Raw genomic sequence first — 16,574 nt, forward strand, 5'->3', positions numbered from 1 at the left:
GCGCACCCCTCCTGCGAGGGGTGCGGGCCCGAGCCGTTGCCGCATCGGTCAGGGGATCCGCGGCACCAGGCGTTCCGGGCCGTGCGCGAGCTCGCCGCGCAGCGCCTTCTGCAGTTGCAGATCCTGCGGGGTCAGCTTCTCCGGGCCGCCGCGTGGGGGCACACCGCCGACCCGCTCGGCCGGAGCGATCGGCTGCTCGTACTGCGTGGGAGCCGTTTTCAGTGTGAACGCCGTCGTTCCGATGAGCAGCACGGCGAAGCAGATCGCCGCCCGGGTCCATAGTTCGGCCTTGCGCTCGCTGCCCCTGCGGACGGTCCGGGCCGGAGGCGGTGCGGGTACCTGTTCGGTGAGGGCGAGCGCGCTGAGCCGTTCCTGGAGCAGCGCGGACTGCTCGCCGGGCGACACGGGATCCGCCAGTTCGGGCAGCCTTTCGGCGATGGCGGCCCGTGCGTTCAGCAGCCGGCTCGCCGCCGCCGGGGTGCTCGCTTCGGTCTCGGCAGCCGTCTCCGGCAGATCCAGGCCCACACCGTCGTAGAGCAGCACGGTGCGCCGGTAGGACGCCGGCATGCCGAGCAGGGCGTCGAGCAGTGCGCGCCGCCCCGGATCCTCGGGCAGCGCGTCGGGGTGGCGGTGGGCACGGCGCAGCCGGTGCCAGGGTGACATCGCGTACTCGTGCGCCGCCGCGCGTACCCAGCCCCCCGGGTCGCGGTCCCTGGCGACCTCGGGCCAGCGCTGCCAGGCGAGCTGGAAGGCGTGCTCGACGGCCTCCTGGGACAGATTCCGGCGCCCTGTCAGCAGATACGCCTGGTGGATGAGTCCGGCCGCGGCGCGTGTGTACAGGGCGTCGAATGCTTCCTCGGCCGTGAGCCCCCCTGTCGGGGCATGTGCCGCGGGTGCAGGGGCGGGTGCAGGCGGGGAGGCGGCAGGAGCCGCCTCGGTGCCTGCGGCGGCTCCGGTTGCGGTGCCGGGCTCGGTCGGGGACATCGTGGTGCTCCCGGTGGCTTCGACGAAGGGGGGCGGCGCATCCCGCGGCCCGGTGCGGGTGTCCGCGGAGCCGATCAGCGTGGAATACGCCGTGCGCTTGCGGCCCCGTGGGCTGGTGCGCCCCGATTCCCAGGCGCGGACGGTGGCCGGTGTGACGCCCACGGCCGCTGCGACCTGCTCCTCACTCAGCGCCCTGGCCTCGCGCAGCCGTCGGCGCTCCTTGGGGGAGGGCAACGGGGCGGCGGCGCCCGGACCGGTGGTGTTCCGCGTCATGTCCGGCCCCTGTCGGCACTGCACCGGGTGAAAAAGTACATAAACGTATATTGAGCGACACAGCGGCTATTCGCCCGTTACACGGAATAAGTGCGTGTCGTTGGGAGCATGACCGGGTGACCCAAGTGACCGAGTGCAGCCCGATGTTGCCGGCCGAGCGGAGCAGGTCGGCCGCACTGGCCTTCGCCTTTGTGCGCGGGGCGATCGCGGCGGGGCTCGGGCTCGGCTCGCTCGCCGTCCTGGTCATGGTGCTGTGGATCAGCTCCCCCTACCCCGACAGCGGTCCGGGTGAGGCCCTCCATGTGGCGACCGGACTGTGGCTCCTCGCGCACGGGGCCGAGCTCGTCAGAGCCGACACCCTGAGCGGAAATCCGGCCCCCGTGGCGACCGTCCCGCTGCTCCTCGTCGTGCTGCCGGTGTGGCTGGCCCACCGGGCAGGACGGGATTCCGCGGAGCAGGAGGAGGATTCCGCCGCGAAGCATTCGGCCCTCGGCGCGTTCTGTGCGGTGACCGCCGGATATCTGCTGGTTGCGCTGGCCGCGGCGGCGTACGCGCGGGGCGGCGGGCTTCCTGCTGAGCGGACCTCGCTCGCCTTCCCGCTCGCCGCGGTGGTGGCCGGTGCGGCTGCGGCCGGGGTCTGGGCGGCGTGCGGGCGCCCCGTGGGTGCGCTGATGGTCTGGGCGCCGCTGAGGCTGCAGGAGGCTGTCGCCAGGGACCGGTTCCGGGCCGGGACGCAGGCGGTCCTCCGGTCGGCTGCGGCCGGTGTGACGGTGCTGCTCGGCGGGGGTGCGGTGCTGGTAGCCGTGGCGCTGGTGGTGCACGGGGCGGAGGCCCGGGAGTCCTACCTCGCACTGTCCGGCCACTGGGCGGGCCGGGTCGCCATCGTGCTGCTGGCGCTGGTTCTCGTACCGAATGCGGCGATGTGGGGTGCCGCATACGGCCTCGGACCCGGTTTCGCCCTCGGTACGGCGTCCACGGTCACCCCGCTCGTCTTCGCCGGGCATCCGGCCCTGCCCGACTTCCCCCTGCTGGCCGCTGTGCCGTCCCCGGGGCCCGGGACGGCCGCGAACTGGGCGGCGGTGGTGGTGCCCGTCGCTGCCGCGTTGATGGTCGCGCGGTTCATTGCGCGGGGGGCGGCTCCCGATGACGGGGCGCGCGAGGATGCCTGGACTCCACAGGGCACGGCGCTGGCGGCAGGGCTGGGGGCTGTTGGCTGCGGAGCGGGTGCGGCGGTGCTGGCCGCGGCGTCGGGCGGGCCGATGGGCACCGGGGCGCTGGCGGAGTTCGGCCCCGTGTGGTGGCTGGTGGGGCCGGCCGCACTGGTGTGGACGGCCGTGATCGGTGTACCGGCGGCGCTGCTGCTCAGGTTCTGGCGGCTGCGGGAACGCCGGTGGGGGTGGCGGCGGGATCAGGTGGAGCGTGCGGAGGAGAGGGCCAAGGAGAGGGCCGACGGGAAAGGGGGCGAGAAGCCGACGGGGAAGGGCGGCGGTGACGACGTGGAGGCAGCCCGGCCCGCAGGCTCGGAGTCGTACGAATTCCTGTCCGCCGACCCGTGGCACGAGGACGATGCCAGGAAGGCGCGCTGGGCCGCGCTCCGGAAGAGCTCCGGCGGGCTGATGGCGGACTTCTCCGCTGTTCCCGGTGCTCTCGCTCCTTGGGTGACAGGTGACCCTCTCGCTCCTTCGGTGACGGGTGACCCTCTCGCTCCTTCGGTGACAGGTGACGCTCTCGCCCCTTCGGTGACAGGCGACGGCAAGCCGGAAGGCCGGGCTCCGGATGCCCAGGGGCACCCGGAACCCGGCCGGGAGGCTGCGTCGTAGCGGGGCTTCCCCCGGCGTTACTTCTTCACGCCGAAGAAGGGCTCCAGCGGCTCGGGCAGCAGATCGTTGCAGGCCAGGGCGCCGGACTTGGTGAGGGCGTCGTTCACGCAGGTGTAGTAGTCGCGGTAGACCAGCTGGACCGTGAACGACGTGGCAACGATCAGCAGGGCGAGCAGCGCGGTCACCAGGCCGCTGACGGCAGCCGTGGTCTGCTGCCTGCTGCTGTTCTGGGCTGTAGCGGGTGGGGTCGCGGGAGCGGCACCGGACGGGGCGGGTGCGGGGGCACGGTCCGGGGCCATGCCGGCGGTCGCGGCGCCGGTGGCGCTCTGTGCCGGGTTCTTCCGGGGCCCCGCGCGCAGGGCGCTGACCGACCAGTACACGGCGAGGGCGCCGAGGAGCAGCGCGATCTCGGGGAAGTCGAAGAGGGCGAAGAAGAACGCCCACATGCCGCCCAGCACCGCATAACGGGCGCGGCGCTGCGCCGGGTCGGTCGGGTCCCAGCGCAGTCCGCCTGGGCTGCCCTCGGGGCCTCCGCCCTGGCTGCCCTGCCCGCCGGTGCCGCCGGGACGGCTGCCGAAGCCGCCGTTCTGCCGGCCCGGCTGCTGGTCGCTCCACTGGCTTCCCCAGACCGGGCGGTCGTCGGACGGGCCTTCGCCGTTGCCGCCGTTGCCGCTGCTCCCCGGCGCATGGGACGGGTGGCGCGGCTGCCAGGGCTGGTCGGGCCGGTCCTCGGGCGGGGCGGCGAACGGATTGTCGTCGGAGGGCGCGGAGGAGTCCGGCGTCGACGAGGAGTCCGGCGCGGAGGAGGAGCCTGCAGGTGGGGACGATTCCGGCGCCGACGAGGAGCCTGTCGGGGACGAGGAGTCCGGCGACGAGGGCTGGCGTTCCCGCATCAGCGTGAAGGTCCGCTCGGGCAGCGGGTGGCCAAAGGCGGTGCGGAGGCGGTCCGGCATGTGGTGAACGTCTTCCCCATCTCGTCATTTCCGCCCTGAGGACGGTTCCCTGTCCCCTGACGCTACCTCCCGGCCACGCCCCCGTCCCGTGGGGGCCGCTGGGTGTGCCGGTATCGTTGCTGACGGTCGGACCGTTCGTAGAGTTCCCCGTATCCCGGGGCGAGATTCTTTCGTACGACCATACAAACGCATCTCCCGTACATCGCACCTGCCTTACCACGCGAGAAAGGGCCCTGCTGTGGCCTCCCCGCCCCCCTCCGCCGCTCCGGCCCGTCTGGTTGTCCTGGTCTCCGGGTCGGGCACGAACCTCCAAGCCCTGCTCGACGCGATCGGCGACGACCCCGAGGGCTACGGCGCCCAGGTCGTCGCGGTCGGCGCGGACCGCTACGGCACCCTCGGCCTCGAGCGTGCCGAGCGTGCCGGGCTCCCCACCTTCGTGTGCAAGGTCGGCGAGTACGCGACCCGCGAGGAGTGGGACGCCGCGCTGACCGACGCCGTGGCGGAGCACCGCCCGGACCTCGTCGTGTCCGCGGGATTCATGAAGATCGTGGGCAAGGGCTTCCTCGCCGGGTTCGGCGGCCGGTTCATCAACACCCACCCCGCCCTGCTCCCCAGCTTTCCCGGTGCCCACGGGGTGCGCGACGCGCTCGCGTACGGCGTCAAGGTCACCGGGTGCACCGTCCACTTCGTCGACGACGGCGTCGACACCGGTCCGATCATCGCGCAGGGCGTGGTCGAGGTGACCGAAGAGGACACCCCGGAGGGTGAAGCAGCCCTCCATGAACGCATCAAGGAAGTCGAGCGCAAGCTGCTCGTCGAGGCCGTAGGGCGGCTCGCCCGCGACGGCTATCGCATTGAGGGACGAAAGGTTCATCTCGGTCATGTCGGTGAATAAGCCCATCCGCCGCGCTCTGGTCAGTGTCTACGACAAGACGGGGCTCGAGGACCTCGCCCGCGGTCTGCACGAGGCGGGTGTCGAGCTGGTCTCCACCGGCTCCACCGCCGGGAAGATCGCTGCAGCCGGGGTGCCGGTCACCAAGGTCGAGGAGCTCACCGGCTTCCCCGAATGCCTCGACGGCCGCGTCAAGACGCTGCACCCCCGGGTGCACGCCGGCATCCTCGCCGACCTGCGCCTGGACGCCCACCGTGAGCAGCTCGCCGAGCTCGGCGTGGAGCCGTTCGACCTCGTGGTCGTCAACCTGTACCCGTTCAAGGAGACCGTCGCCTCCGGCGCGTCCGACGACGAGTGCGTGGAGCAGATCGACATCGGCGGTCCCTCGATGGTCCGCGCCGCCGCCAAGAACCACCCGTCCGTGGCAGTCGTGACGAGCCCGGAGCGTTACGCCGACGTCCTGGCCGCGGTCAAGGCCGGCGGCTTCGACCTGACCGCCCGCAAGCGGCTGGCCGCCGAGGCCTTCCAGCACACCGCCGCGTACGACGTGGCCGTCGCCTCCTGGTTCGCCGACGGCTACGCCGCCGCCGACGACTCGGGCTTCCCCGACTTCTCCGGTGCGACCTTCGCGCGTAAGAACGTCCTGCGCTACGGCGAGAACCCGCACCAGCCCGCCGCGCTCTACACCTCCGGCGACGGTGGCCTTGCCGAGGCGGAGCAGCTGCACGGCAAGGAGATGTCCTACAACAACTACACGGACACCGACGCCGCGCGCCGCGCCGCGTACGACCACGCCGAGCCGTGCGTCGCGATCATCAAGCACGCCAACCCGTGCGGCATCGCGATCGCGGACGACGTCGCCGAGGCGCACCGCAACGCGCACGCCTGCGACCCGCTGTCGGCCTTCGGCGGTGTCATCGCCGTCAACCGTCCGGTGACCGTGGAGCTGGCCGAGCAGGTCGCCGAGATCTTCACCGAGGTCATCGTCGCCCCGGCGTACGAGGACGGCGCGGTCGAGGTCCTCGCCCGCAAGAAGAACATCCGGGTGCTCCGCTGCCCCGGGGCTCCGGCCACCGCGGTCGAGGTCAAGCCGATCGACGGCGGCGCGCTGCTCCAGGTCGCCGACCGGCTCCAGGCCGACGGCGACGACCCGGCCAACTGGACCCTCGCGACCGGCGAGGCCCTTTCCGCGGACGAGCTCAGGGAGCTCTCCTTCGCGTGGAAGGCCTGTCGTGCGGTCAAGTCCAACGCCATCCTGCTGGCCAAGAACGGCGCCTCGGTCGGCGTGGGCATGGGCCAGGTCAACCGGGTGGACTCCGCGAAGCTCGCCGTCGAGCGGGCGGGCGAGGAGCGGGCGCGGGGCGCGTACGCCGCGTCGGACGCCTTCTTCCCCTTCCCCGACGGGCTGGAGATCCTGACCGCTGCCGGGATCAGGGCCGTGGCCCAGCCGGGCGGCTCGGTCCGCGACGAACTGGTGATCGAGGCGGCGAAGAAGGCAGGCGTGACCATGTACTTCACGGGCACGCGCCACTTCTTCCACTGATGACGCCACAGTGATCCGGCCCAGGCCGCACCCGCTCCGGGTGCGGCCTGTGCCGTGTCCCGGCGTACGGAGATCGGTCGGCCCTCTGTTCTAATGAATGGCCTTGTCGGGCCGTAGCGGGCGGGACCGTGACGGCCGGCAGTGACCAGCGAGGGATTCCGTTGCGGGGGCATCGTGCTTGACCTGAACCAGAGCGACACGGACGTGTCCGGCGACCGGGAGCAGCCGGAACCGGCGCCCGCGCGGGGCGGTGGCCCGTCGAGCCCCGTGCCGCTGCGTCCCTATCTGATCGTGGCCGCACTCCTGTGCGCCCTCTACTTCCTTTACGCGTACCTGCGGTACAGCCACTTCCAGTCGCCCTCGTGGGACCTGGGCATCTTCGAACAGGAGGTGCGCGCGTACGCCGGGCTGAACGCCCCGGTCGTCGACATCAAGGGCCCCGGCTATCTCATACTCGGCGACCACTTCAGCCCCGTAGTGGCGCTCCTCGTCCCGCTCTACTGGATCTGGCCGTCCGCCCTCGCGCTGCTGTTCGCCCAGTCCGCCCTGTTCGCCGCCTCCGCAGTCATCGTCGGGCGCACCGTCCAGCAGCTCCTGGGCGGTCGTTCCGGTCTCTGCGCCACCGTCGCGTACGGGCTCTCCTGGGGACTCCAGGAAGCGGTGAAGGCCGACTTCCACGAAATAGCGTTCGCCGTCCCGCTGATCGCCCTCGTCTGCCGCGCGCTGCTCCTGCAGCGCTGGACAGCCGCCGTTCTCTGGTCGGTGCCCCTGGTCCTGATCAAGGAGGACCTCGGGATCACCGTCGCGGTCGTCGGCGCCCTCCTCGCCCTCTACGGGAGGCGGCTCCAGGGTCTGCTGCTGGCGGCCTTCGGTGTGTTCGCGTTCGCGCTGACCGTCCTCGTCCTCATTCCGGCGGCCAGCAGCGCGGGGACGTACGACTACTGGAAGAAGATCGACAAGGACGGTGACCAGGAGGTCTCCCTGCTCGACTCCGTCCTCGGTGTCCTCGACTCCTCCGTCAAGGTGGAGATGCTGATCTTCCTCGTCGGCATCACCGCCTTCATGGCGCTGCGCTCGCCCCTGATGCTGCTCGTCCTGCCCACGCTCGGCTGGCGGCTGCTGTCCCAGGACTCCAACCACTGGGGCATGGTCTGGCACTACAGCGCGATCCTCATGCCGGTGGTCTTCCTGGCCATGGCCGACGGCATCCGCCGCAGCCGGGCCTCGCAACGGCCCTGGCTTCTCGCGTACGCGAACGTCGTCGTGCCCCTCGCCGCGGCGATCGCCGTGACCCTCACCCAGCACCTGCCCCTGCGTGATCTGCTGCGCCCGGAGTTCTACCGCTCCGACGCGCGCGTGGAGGCGGCCGAAGAGGCTCTGGATGCCATCCCCGCCGGAGCGCGCGTGGAGACGGACATCACTCTGATGGCGCACCTGACCGGTGACCGCACGGTCTACTGGGTCGGCGGCGCCCCCGGCACCGCGCCCGACGTCGTGGCGATCAACCTGGACTTCGGCTGGTCGAGGCCGATCGACGATCCGGTGAAGTACGCCCAGCAGCTCCATCCCGAGGCGCGCTACCGGCTCAAGCACCGGGCGGGGTCCTTCGTCGTGATGGAGCGGACCACGCCGGCGCCCGGAAACGGCTGAAGGCCGTAAACCCGCCGGGTGTGCGGGTGTTACGGCCTTCGTGCGAACCCCGCGTACGGAGTGGGCAGGGCGACGATGTGCGTCAGTGGCGCGGACGCTGGAACCACTGGGCGCCGTCCTGCTTGGCGCAGAAGACGATGATCATGATGCCCAGCGCGATGCTGATGAGGGCGAAGATGTTCGTCGTCAGCAGGCTGATGACGCTGAAGAGCGTCACGATCGAGCCGTAGACGATCGCCGAGATACGGATTCCGTTGCCGCCGGAGGAGAACTTGACGGCGGTCAGGATCGCCCAGAGGGCGAAACCGAGGACCAGGATGCCGAGGACGGCGAAGACGCCCATGCTCATGTTGGCCACGTCCTGGCTGCTGGTGCTGGACGAGCTGTAGGCATCGGACTCCGACAGCTTGTCGCTCAGCCAGGCACCCCCGACGACCATGAAGATCGCGCCGAGCACCTGGAAACCGCCGAGGACGTAGAGCATGATGCGGGCTGCCTTCACGCCGCCCGGCATCTCGACCGGTGCGCCCGGGAAGCCGTAGCCGCCCTGGACCGGCGGTGCCTGCGGGTAGCCGTAACCCTGCTGGGGAACACCCTGCGGGGCCTGCTGGGGGTAGCCGTAGCCCGGCTGCCCGCCCTGCTGCTGGCCATAGGGCTGCTGCTGGCCGTAGGGGTTGTTGGGGTCGCCGAAGCTCATGGCGAGATTCCTCCGTTGCAGAAGTGCGGGGACGACGCGGTCCGGGCGGAGGAACGATGCGCAATCTGAAACGGTGGTCCCCCCGACACTGCCCGCGGTACTGCGCGCCTCATCGTCGTCCTGACATCGGCTTTCTGTCCAGTCGATAGGCGAATGTGTTGTGCAAGTGCAACCTCGTGTCCACGGTGCAACCCAGAATTGGTATGCGGGCGGGGTCATCCGCGAGGATGGGTGTCATGACTGCCCAGATTCTCGATGGCAAGGCCACCGCAGCTGCGATCAAATCCGATCTGACCGTCCGCGTGGCGGCCCTCAAGGCGCAGGGCATCACCCCCGGCCTGGGAACCCTGCTCGTCGGGGACGACCCGGGCAGCCGGTGGTACGTGAACGGTAAACACCGTGACTGCGCAGAAGTCGGCATCGGCTCCATCCAGCGCGAACTCCCCGACACCGCCACCCAGGAGGAGATCGAGGAGGTCGTACGGGAGCTCAACGCCAACCCCGAATGCACGGGCTACATCGTGCAGCTTCCCCTTCCCAAGGGCATCGACACCAACCGCGTCCTGGAGCTGATGGACCCGGCGAAGGATGCCGACGGGCTGCACCCGATGAGCCTCGGCAAGCTCGTACTGAACGAGACCGGCCCGCTGCCCTGCACCCCGCAGGGTGTCGTCACCCTGCTCCGCAAGCACGGTGTGGAGATCAACGGAGCCCATGTGGTGGTGGTCGGACGCGGTGTCACCATCGGCCGATCGATCCCGCTGCTGCTGACCCGTAAGTCCGAGAACGCGACCGTCACCCAGTGCCACACCGGCACGCGTGATCTCTCGGCCCACCTCAGGCAGGCCGACATCATCGTCGCCGCCGCCGGTGTGCCGCACCTCATCAAGCCCGAGGACGTGAAGGCGGGCGCGGCTGTGCTCGACGTCGGCGTCAGCAGGGACGAGAACGGCAAGATTGTCGGCGACGTCCACCCCGGTGTCGCCGAGGTCGCCGCGTGGGTCGCCCCGAACCCGGGCGGTGTCGGCCCGATGACCCGTGCCCAGCTGCTGGTCAACGTGGTCGAGGCGGCCGAGCGCGCGGCGGCCGATGCCTCTGCCGTCTCCGCCGGCTGATCCGGACCGGAAGGAACGTCATGGGTGCTGGTACGAGTCCGGCGGACGGTACGCACGCCGACGAGGCTGTTGAAGCGGACGAGAAGGCTGTGACCGACGGTCCGGACGAGACGGCCGTGGCCGATGGGTCTGATGAAGCACCCGCAGCCGATGAGGCACCCGCGGTCGGTGGGTCCCACGAAGCACCCGCGGCCGATGGGTCTGATGAAGCACCCGCGGTCGGTGGGTCCGATGAAGCACCCGCGGTCGGTGGGACCCACCAGGCACCCTCGGCCGGTGAGCCCGACGAGGCGCTGGGGGCCAGTGGGGGCGGTGGCGGCTCGACCCGGGCGCCGTCGACGCGCTTCTCGCTGACCCGTGACACCGCCCGGCCCGAGGGCGGCGGCCGTGCGGCACCGGGGGACGCACCCGCGCCCGCCCGGCAGTGGCCGCTGCTCACCGTGCTCTGCACCGCGGGGGTCGGGCTGCTGATCGTGGGGGCCGACCCCTTCGCGGAAGCCTTCAGGATCGGCACGATGCTGATGGGCGTCGCCCTCCTCGCGGGGGCGGTGCTGCGCTGGGTGGTTCCTTCGGTCGGCATGCTGGCCGTACGGTCCCGGTTCACCGACCTTGTCACATACGGCCTGATGGGCACCCTGATCGTCCTGCTGGCCCTGATGGCGCAGCCCAAGCCGTGGCTGGACGTTCCCATCCTGGAGGACGTCGTCCACTTCACCATCCGCTAGAAGTCTGTGGTGTCCGTCCCCTCCCCCGAGAAGGGACGGACACCGGACGGGGCGTTCCGGAGCAGGAGACGCCGGAATATGGTGACTTGAGCGATCTTGCCCCGTCCTGCCTCCAGCGTCAGGGACATGAGGTGTCGGGTTCAAGGGGTGGCGGTGGCCTGTGGCACGGAAGTGACCATTCCGCCACGGTGTGATCGCTGCGCAACGATGGCAGACTGAACCGGCATACGCCACGGGCGTACGACGGAGCGTGTGGTGACGCCGAATGCACCCATGCGCCCCCCTGTGAGGAACTGACACCTTGGCTTTGTGCATCCTCCTGGGTAGTTCAGAAGCGGGAGACCGCCGGTTCTGGATGGGGGCGTCAGGGCTCGGTGTCACGGAGTGGGGGCGCGTCGGGCACGTTCGGGGGAATTGAATGAGGGGGAGTAATGCCTCGTTGGAAGGCACTACCGGAGGAACTCGACCCGCAGGTCAGGGAGTTCGCCAACCAGTTGCGCAGGCTGGTCGACCGCAGCGGGCTGAGCATTGCCGCGGTGGCTGACCGCACCGGCTACAGCAAGACGTCCTGGGAGCGTTATCTCAACGGCAGGCTGCTCGCGCCCAAGGGGGCGATCGTTGCGCTCGCCGAGGTGACGGGCACCAATCAGAACCATCTGACGACCATGTGGGAGCTGGCGGAGCGTGCCTGGAGCCGCTCCGAGATGCGCCATGACATGACGATGGAGGCCATCCGGATCTCGCAGGCGCGTGCCGCGCTCGGCGAGTTCGGGCCGACCTCGGCCCCCGCGGACGGCGGCCGGAGCAGCCGGTCCGGTGGACGGGCGGGCGGGGGCGCGGGGGTTTCCACCGCGGCCGGGCCCGGGGAGGAATTGCGCGATGCGGGCCGTCCGCCGTCCGTACCCGTCCAGCGCGGAGCCGTGCCGCGGATCCCGCAGCAGCCGCGGCACGGGGCGGGACCGGATGCCGCGGCCCCGGGCGGCGTCGGCCCCGGGGACGGCTTCCACGCCGGCGGCGCGGGGGCGCAGCCGCCGAACCGGCGTGCGGCGCAGGGCGGGCAGCCCGGCAGCCGTCGCAAGCTGACGATGTTCCTCGTGGGTGTGGTGGGCGCTCTGCTGGTGATAGCCGGCGCGGTGATGCTCACCGATCTGGGCGCGGACGACGACGGTGGGGGGGCGGTCGCGACCCCGTCCGCCGAGCCGAGCACCACCGCGCCGGAGCTGCCGGCCGGGGTCAAGTGCAGCGGCGCAGCGTGCACCGGACAGGATCCGGAGGCCATGGGCTGCGGAGGCCAGTTCGCGAGCACGGTCTCCAGGGCCACGGTGGGCGCCAGCCTCGTCGAGGTCCGCTACAGCAAGACCTGCGCGGCCGCGTGGGCCCGTATCACCGAGGCCGCCCCCGGAGACACCGTACGGATCAGCGCGGGCGCGGCAGAGCAGGACGGCACGGTGGACGCGGACGCGGATGCGTACACCCCGATGGTCGCGGTGAAGAAGGCATCCGACGTGAAGGCCTGCGCGACTCTCGCCTCCGGTACGGAGGGCTGCACCACACCTCAGTAGGGCGGACCGGGACCGTCGTGGAATGCGGTACGTGACCGGTTGTGTGCGGTCCCACAGGGGGGTGGGCAGCCGGGGGGACCGGGGTCGGATAGCCTGATCGCTGGATATCTCTTCACATCAAGATTCAGAGGTATCCAGCACCAGGGGCAGGGACCCCCACCGCCAGCTGTCTAACGGAGATCGCCATGACCCGCACTCCCGTGAATGTCACCGTGACCGGCGCAGCCGGCCAGATCGGCTACGCGCTGCTCTTCCGCATCGCCTCCGGCCACCTGCTCGGCCCGGACGTGCCGGTCAACCTGCGACTCCTCGAGATCCCGCAGGGCCTGAAGGCCGCCGAGGGCACCGCGATGGAGCTCGACGACTGCGCCTTCCCGCTGCTGCGCAACATCGAGATCACGGACGACGTCAACGTCGGCTTCGCCGGCGCGAACGTCGCTCTTCTGGTCGGCGCCCGCCCGCGCACCAAGGGCATGGAGCGCGGCGACCTGCTCTCCGCCAACGGCGGGATCTTCAAGCCGCAGGGCAAGGCCATCAACGACAACGCCGCCGACGACATCAAGGTCCTCGTCGTCGGCAACCCGGCCAACACCAACGCGCTCATCGCGCAGGCCGCCGCCCCGGACGTACCGGCCGAGCGCTTCACCGCGATGACCCGTCTGGACCACAACCGCGCGATCTCGCAGCTGGCCGCGAAGACCGGTGCCGCCGTCTCCGACATCAAGCGGCTGACGATCTGGGGCAACCACTCGGCGACCCAGTACCCGGACATCTTCCACGCGGAGATCGCCGGCAAGAACGCCGCCGAGGTCGTCAACGACGAGGCATGGCTGGCCGACACCTTCATTCCGACCGTTGCCAAGCGTGGCGCCGCGATCATCGAGGCGCGTGGCGCGTCCTCGGCCGCGTCGGCCGCCAACGCCGCCATCGACCACGTACACACCTGGGTCAACGGCACCGCCGAGGGCGACTGGACCTCGATGGGTATCCCGTCCGACGGCTCCTACGGTGTTCCCGCGGGGATCATCTCCTCGTTCCCGGTCACCACGAAGGACGGAAAGTACGAGATCGTCCAGGGCCTGGACATCAACGAGTTCTCCCGTGCGCGCATCGACGCCTCGGTGCAGGAGCTCACCGAGGAGCGCGACGCGGTCCGCGAGCTCGGCCTGATCTGACCGGACTCCGGCCCCGGCCGGACCCGGATCCGCACGCAGAAGGCGCCCCCGGCAGCACACGCTGCCGGGGGCGCCTTTCGCTGTCCGGGTTCAGTGGCCGCGCAGCCGTTCCGCCATGTCGCGCACGGCGTCGGCGGCGCGCCGCTGCAGCAGCGGACCGAACGTGATCCGCGCGGCGCCGAGCTCACCCAGCCGGCGGGCGCCCGACGGCCCGTCGGGTGTGCCGTTGGCGTTGAGCGGGACCGGGACGGCGGCGGCCAGACGGGGAAGGTCGTCCGCCGGGGCGGTGATCGGATAGACGCAGTCCGCACCGGCGCCCGCGTAGAGCCGGGCGCGGGCGATCGTCTCGGCGATCACGTCCGTACCGGCCGGCACACCCCGGATGTACGTATCGACGCGGGCGTTGACGAAGAGACGGCCACCTGCTGCGGAGCGCACTTCCGCGAGCCGGTCAGCATGCCGCTGCGGGTCGAGGAGGATCCCGTCGGCCGAGTCCTCCAGGTTGCAGCCGACCGCACCGGTCTCCAGCAGGCGTTCCACGAGTTCCTCCGGGGCCAGGCCGTAACCGGCCTCGATGTCCGCCGATACGGGAACGGACACGGCGCGCACGATCCGGGCCACCGCCGCGAACATCTCGGCGGCGGGCGTGTGCCCGTCCTCGTAGCCGAGTGAGGCCGCGACGCCGGCGCTCGGTGTCGCCAGCGCCGGAAAGCCGGCGTCGGCGAAGGCGCGGGCACTCGCGGCGTCCCACGGACCGGGGAGGACCAGAGGATCGCCCGGAGCGCGGTCGTGGTGCAGGGCGCGGAAGACGGACGCCGGCTCGTCCCTGGTGCTCGTCATCTCAGTGCTTGATGTCGCCGGGCGCGTAGTGGCCGGGTACCTGACGGGTGGCCACCCCGAACCGGTTCCAGGCGTTGATCACCGTGATGGCTGCGATCAGCTGGCTGAGCTCGGCCTCTTCGAATTGCTTGGCGGCTTTCGCGTACACCTCGTCCGGTACGAACCCGTCGGTCAGGACCGTCACGGCCTCCGCCAGCTCGATCGCCGCCAGCTCCTTCTCCGTGTAGAAGTGCTGCGACTCCTCCCAGGCGCTGAGCTGGATGATCCGCTCGACGGACTCGCCGGCAGCGAGCGCGTCCTTCGAGTGCATGTCCACGCAGAGGGCGCAGCGGTTGAGCTGCGAAGCCCGGATCTTCACCAGCTCGAGCAGCGTCGGGTCGAGCCCCTTACGCGAGGCGGCGTCCAGCCGGACCATGGCCTTGTAGACATCGGGGGAGAGCTGGGCCCACTGCAGTCGGGCGGGGTGCTCGGGGGCGTGGCGGTGTTCGTTCGTCGTCATGCTGTCGACGCTACGGCGTCGGTGGCGCACCGGTATGGTCCATTTCCATGACAGATTCCTGGGCCGCTTTCGGCGCTGACCTGCACATCGAACCGGTCGGCGCGGGGCTGCGGAGCGGGCTGATGAACGCGCTGCGGGAGGCTGTCCGCACGGGGCGGCTGGCCCCCGGTACTCGGCTGCCTTCGTCGCGTACGCTCGCCGTCGATCTCGGGGTCGCCCGCAACACCGTCGCCGACGCCTATGCCGAACTGGTTGCCGAGGGCTGGCTCACCGCTCAGCAGGGTTCGGGGACGAGAGTCGCGCAGCGGGCCGCCCCGCGCCGGCCGGCCGCGCGGAGCGCGAGGTCCCGGCAGGTACGGCGTAGGCCCGCCTACAACCTGATGCCCGGATCGCCCGATCTGTCGGCGTTCCCGCGCCCCGAATGGCTCAAGGCGGCCCGGCGCGCCCTGACCGTCGCTCCCCACGAGGCCTTCGGGTACGGGGACGCGCAGGGCCGCATCGAGCTGCGCACCGTGCTGGCGGAGTATCTGGCGAGGGCGCGCGGTGTGGACGCGGACCCGGAACGCATCGTGATCTGCTCCGGGTTCGTTCACGGGCTGATGCTGATGGGGAAGGTGCTGCGGAAGCGGCGCGTCAAGGAGGCCGCAGTGGAGTCGTACGGTCTCGACATCCACTGGAACCTCCTGTCCGAAGCGGGACTGCGCACCGCGTGTCTGACCGTGGACGAACTCGGAGCCAGGACCGGGGAACTGGGCGGGATGCGAGGCGTGGGTGCGGTGCTGATGACCCCCGCGCACCAGTTCCCGACGGGTACGCCCCTCCACCCCGACCGGCGGGCCGCCGCGGTCGACTGGGCGCGCTCCGCGTCGGGCCTGATCCTCGAGGACGACTACGACGGGGAATTCCGCTACGACCGCCAGCCGGTGGGAGCACTCCAGGGGCTCGACCCGGAACGGGTCGTCTATATGGGGACGTCCAGCAAGTCGCTGGCACCGGGGCTGCGGCTGGCCTGGATGGTTCTGCCGGAAGGCCTCGTGGGCGAGGTGTGCGAGGCGAAGGGGGGCTTCGACTGGATGTCCGGGACGCTGGACCAGCTCACGCTCGCCGAGTTCATGGCGTCGGGAGCCTACGACCGTCATGTGCGCTCGATGCGGCTGCGCTACCGGCGCCGCCGCGACGAGCTCGTCGAGGCGCTCGCCGAGCGGGCCCCGGACATCCGGGTGAGCGGCATCGCGGCCGGGCTGCACGCCGTGCTCGAACTCCCCGAGGGCACCGAGCGGTCGGTGGTCCAGGCGGCGGCCTGGCAGGGACTCGCGGTCGAGGGGCTGGCGCGATTCCGGCACCGGGAGGCGGCGGCAGGCCGGGACGGACTGGTGATCGGCTACGGATCTCCGCCGGAGAGCGCCTGGGCGGGCTCGTTGGACGCGCTCTGCCGGGTGCTGCCGTAGGCGCGGATGTCCGGACATACGGGGGGAGCGTGCGCACCCGATTTCAGCCGAGCCGGTCGGGCATCTAATCTGACTGCAATCCAGTGGCTCGTGGGTACGACGGGGGAGAAGAGAACATGGTCAGGCGCAGGCTCAGGTCGGGCACCGTGGTGCTCGGCGGCATGGGGGTGCTCGCGGCAACGCTCACCTCCTGTAGTTCGGAACCGGACCGTCGGTGCGTAGACCCGGTGACCCAGGAAATACTGCCGAGTTACGAGTGCAGCGACAGCAACGGCACCGGTTCGTACTACTACGGCGGCAGCAGCTCCAGGAACAAGGTCTCCGGAGGCAGTTTCAACAAGTCCGTGGTCGAGCGCGACGGATTCGGATCCTCCGGGTCCGGCGGCGGCTGAGCCCGT

15 protein-coding genes are annotated in these 16,574 nt (G+C 70.9%); 10 read left to right on the forward strand and 5 right to left on the reverse strand.

Going from position 1 to position 16,574, the window contains the following annotated elements; translation table 11 throughout:
* Nucleotides 1–48 precede the first annotated feature (48 nt).
* Nucleotides 49–1,257: a helix-turn-helix domain-containing protein gene (locus tag ACFWBQ_RS30240; protein ID WP_385502892.1), complete on the reverse strand. Its 1,209-nt coding sequence runs from the start codon at nt 1,255–1,257 to the stop codon at nt 49–51.
* Nucleotides 1,258–1,382: 125 nt separating this feature from the next.
* On the opposite strand from ACFWBQ_RS30240, the gene ACFWBQ_RS30245 reads away from it, so the two are divergent.
* The gene (locus ACFWBQ_RS30245; RefSeq protein ID WP_385503382.1) at nt 1,383–3,077 is read left to right on the forward strand and encodes a DUF6350 family protein; all 1,695 of its coding nucleotides are present in this window, start codon (nt 1,383–1,385) and stop codon (nt 3,075–3,077) included.
* A 17-nt stretch (nt 3,078–3,094) separates the two neighbouring features.
* Here the strand turns inward: ACFWBQ_RS30245 and ACFWBQ_RS30250 are convergent, their stop codons facing one another.
* The gene (locus tag ACFWBQ_RS30250) at nt 3,095–4,030 is read right to left on the reverse strand and encodes a hypothetical protein (RefSeq protein ID WP_385502894.1); all 936 of its coding nucleotides are present in this window, start codon (nt 4,028–4,030) and stop codon (nt 3,095–3,097) included.
* Between the two features lie 238 nt (nt 4,031–4,268).
* Between ACFWBQ_RS30250 and purN the strand changes: the two genes are divergently transcribed.
* From purN to ACFWBQ_RS30265, 3 genes are all read left to right on the forward strand, one after another.
* Nucleotides 4,269–4,925: a phosphoribosylglycinamide formyltransferase gene (gene purN, locus ACFWBQ_RS30255; protein ID WP_385502899.1), complete on the forward strand. Its 657-nt coding sequence runs from the start codon at nt 4,269–4,271 to the stop codon at nt 4,923–4,925.
* Nucleotides 4,912–6,465 (forward strand): bifunctional phosphoribosylaminoimidazolecarboxamide formyltransferase/IMP cyclohydrolase, encoded by a 1,554-nt coding sequence (gene purH, locus ACFWBQ_RS30260; protein WP_385502903.1) that lies wholly within the window; start codon nt 4,912–4,914, stop codon nt 6,463–6,465. Before purN ends, purH begins: the two co-directional genes overlap by 14 nt.
* 174 nt (nt 6,466–6,639) lie before the next feature.
* Nucleotides 6,640–8,115 carry a DUF2079 domain-containing protein gene (locus ACFWBQ_RS30265; RefSeq protein WP_385502906.1) on the forward strand — a complete coding sequence of 492 codons (1,476 nt, stop codon included), beginning with the start codon at nt 6,640–6,642 and terminating at the stop codon, nt 8,113–8,115.
* Between the two features lie 82 nt (nt 8,116–8,197).
* Here the strand turns inward: ACFWBQ_RS30265 and ACFWBQ_RS30270 are convergent, their stop codons facing one another.
* Entirely contained in the window at nt 8,198–8,812 is a 615-nt protein-coding gene (locus tag ACFWBQ_RS30270) for a hypothetical protein (RefSeq protein ID WP_385502910.1), read from the reverse strand.
* 236 nt (nt 8,813–9,048) lie between these two features.
* Here ACFWBQ_RS30270 and ACFWBQ_RS30275 point away from each other — a divergent pair, with 236 nt between their 5' ends.
* The 4 genes from ACFWBQ_RS30275 (at nt 9,049) to ACFWBQ_RS30290 (ending at nt 13,389) form a co-directional block, all read left to right on the forward strand.
* Nucleotides 9,049–9,927, forward strand: a complete 879-nt coding sequence (locus ACFWBQ_RS30275; protein ID WP_385502914.1) for a bifunctional methylenetetrahydrofolate dehydrogenase/methenyltetrahydrofolate cyclohydrolase — start codon at nt 9,049–9,051, stop codon at nt 9,925–9,927.
* A 20-nt stretch (nt 9,928–9,947) separates the two neighbouring features.
* Nucleotides 9,948–10,652, forward strand: a complete 705-nt coding sequence (locus ACFWBQ_RS30280) for a DUF3017 domain-containing protein (protein ID WP_385502917.1) — start codon at nt 9,948–9,950, stop codon at nt 10,650–10,652.
* Nucleotides 10,653–11,083: 431 nt separating this feature from the next.
* Complete coding sequence (locus ACFWBQ_RS30285) at nt 11,084–12,214, forward strand: XRE family transcriptional regulator (protein WP_385502920.1); 1,131 nt, start codon at nt 11,084–11,086, stop codon at nt 12,212–12,214.
* Nucleotides 12,215–12,399: 185 nt separating this feature from the next.
* The gene (locus tag ACFWBQ_RS30290; RefSeq protein WP_385502924.1) at nt 12,400–13,389 is read left to right on the forward strand and encodes a malate dehydrogenase; all 990 of its coding nucleotides are present in this window, start codon (nt 12,400–12,402) and stop codon (nt 13,387–13,389) included.
* A gap of 90 nt (nt 13,390–13,479) precedes the next feature.
* Here ACFWBQ_RS30290 and ACFWBQ_RS30295 read toward each other — a convergent pair whose 3' ends face one another.
* Both ACFWBQ_RS30295 and ACFWBQ_RS30300 read right to left on the reverse strand, forming a co-directional pair.
* Nucleotides 13,480–14,229 carry an isocitrate lyase/phosphoenolpyruvate mutase family protein gene (locus ACFWBQ_RS30295; RefSeq protein ID WP_385502927.1) on the reverse strand — a complete coding sequence of 250 codons (750 nt, stop codon included), beginning with the start codon at nt 14,227–14,229 and terminating at the stop codon, nt 13,480–13,482.
* Nucleotide 14,230: 1 nt separating this feature from the next.
* Nucleotides 14,231–14,728: a carboxymuconolactone decarboxylase family protein gene (locus ACFWBQ_RS30300; RefSeq protein WP_385502931.1), complete on the reverse strand. Its 498-nt coding sequence runs from the start codon at nt 14,726–14,728 to the stop codon at nt 14,231–14,233.
* 47 nt (nt 14,729–14,775) lie between these two features.
* On the opposite strand from ACFWBQ_RS30300, the gene ACFWBQ_RS30305 reads away from it, so the two are divergent.
* Both ACFWBQ_RS30305 and ACFWBQ_RS30310 read left to right on the forward strand, forming a co-directional pair.
* The gene (locus ACFWBQ_RS30305; RefSeq protein WP_385502935.1) at nt 14,776–16,176 is read left to right on the forward strand and encodes a PLP-dependent aminotransferase family protein; all 1,401 of its coding nucleotides are present in this window, start codon (nt 14,776–14,778) and stop codon (nt 16,174–16,176) included.
* A 116-nt stretch (nt 16,177–16,292) separates the two neighbouring features.
* On the forward strand, nt 16,293–16,568 hold the full coding sequence (locus tag ACFWBQ_RS30310) for a hypothetical protein (RefSeq protein ID WP_385502938.1): 276 nt from the start codon (nt 16,293–16,295) through the stop codon (nt 16,566–16,568).
* The last annotated feature ends 6 nt before the right edge of the window (nt 16,569–16,574 follow it).

The sequence above is a fragment of the Streptomyces sp. NPDC060035 genome (genome assembly GCF_042736635.1).
Lineage (GTDB): Bacteria > Actinomycetota > Actinomycetes > Streptomycetales > Streptomycetaceae > Streptomyces.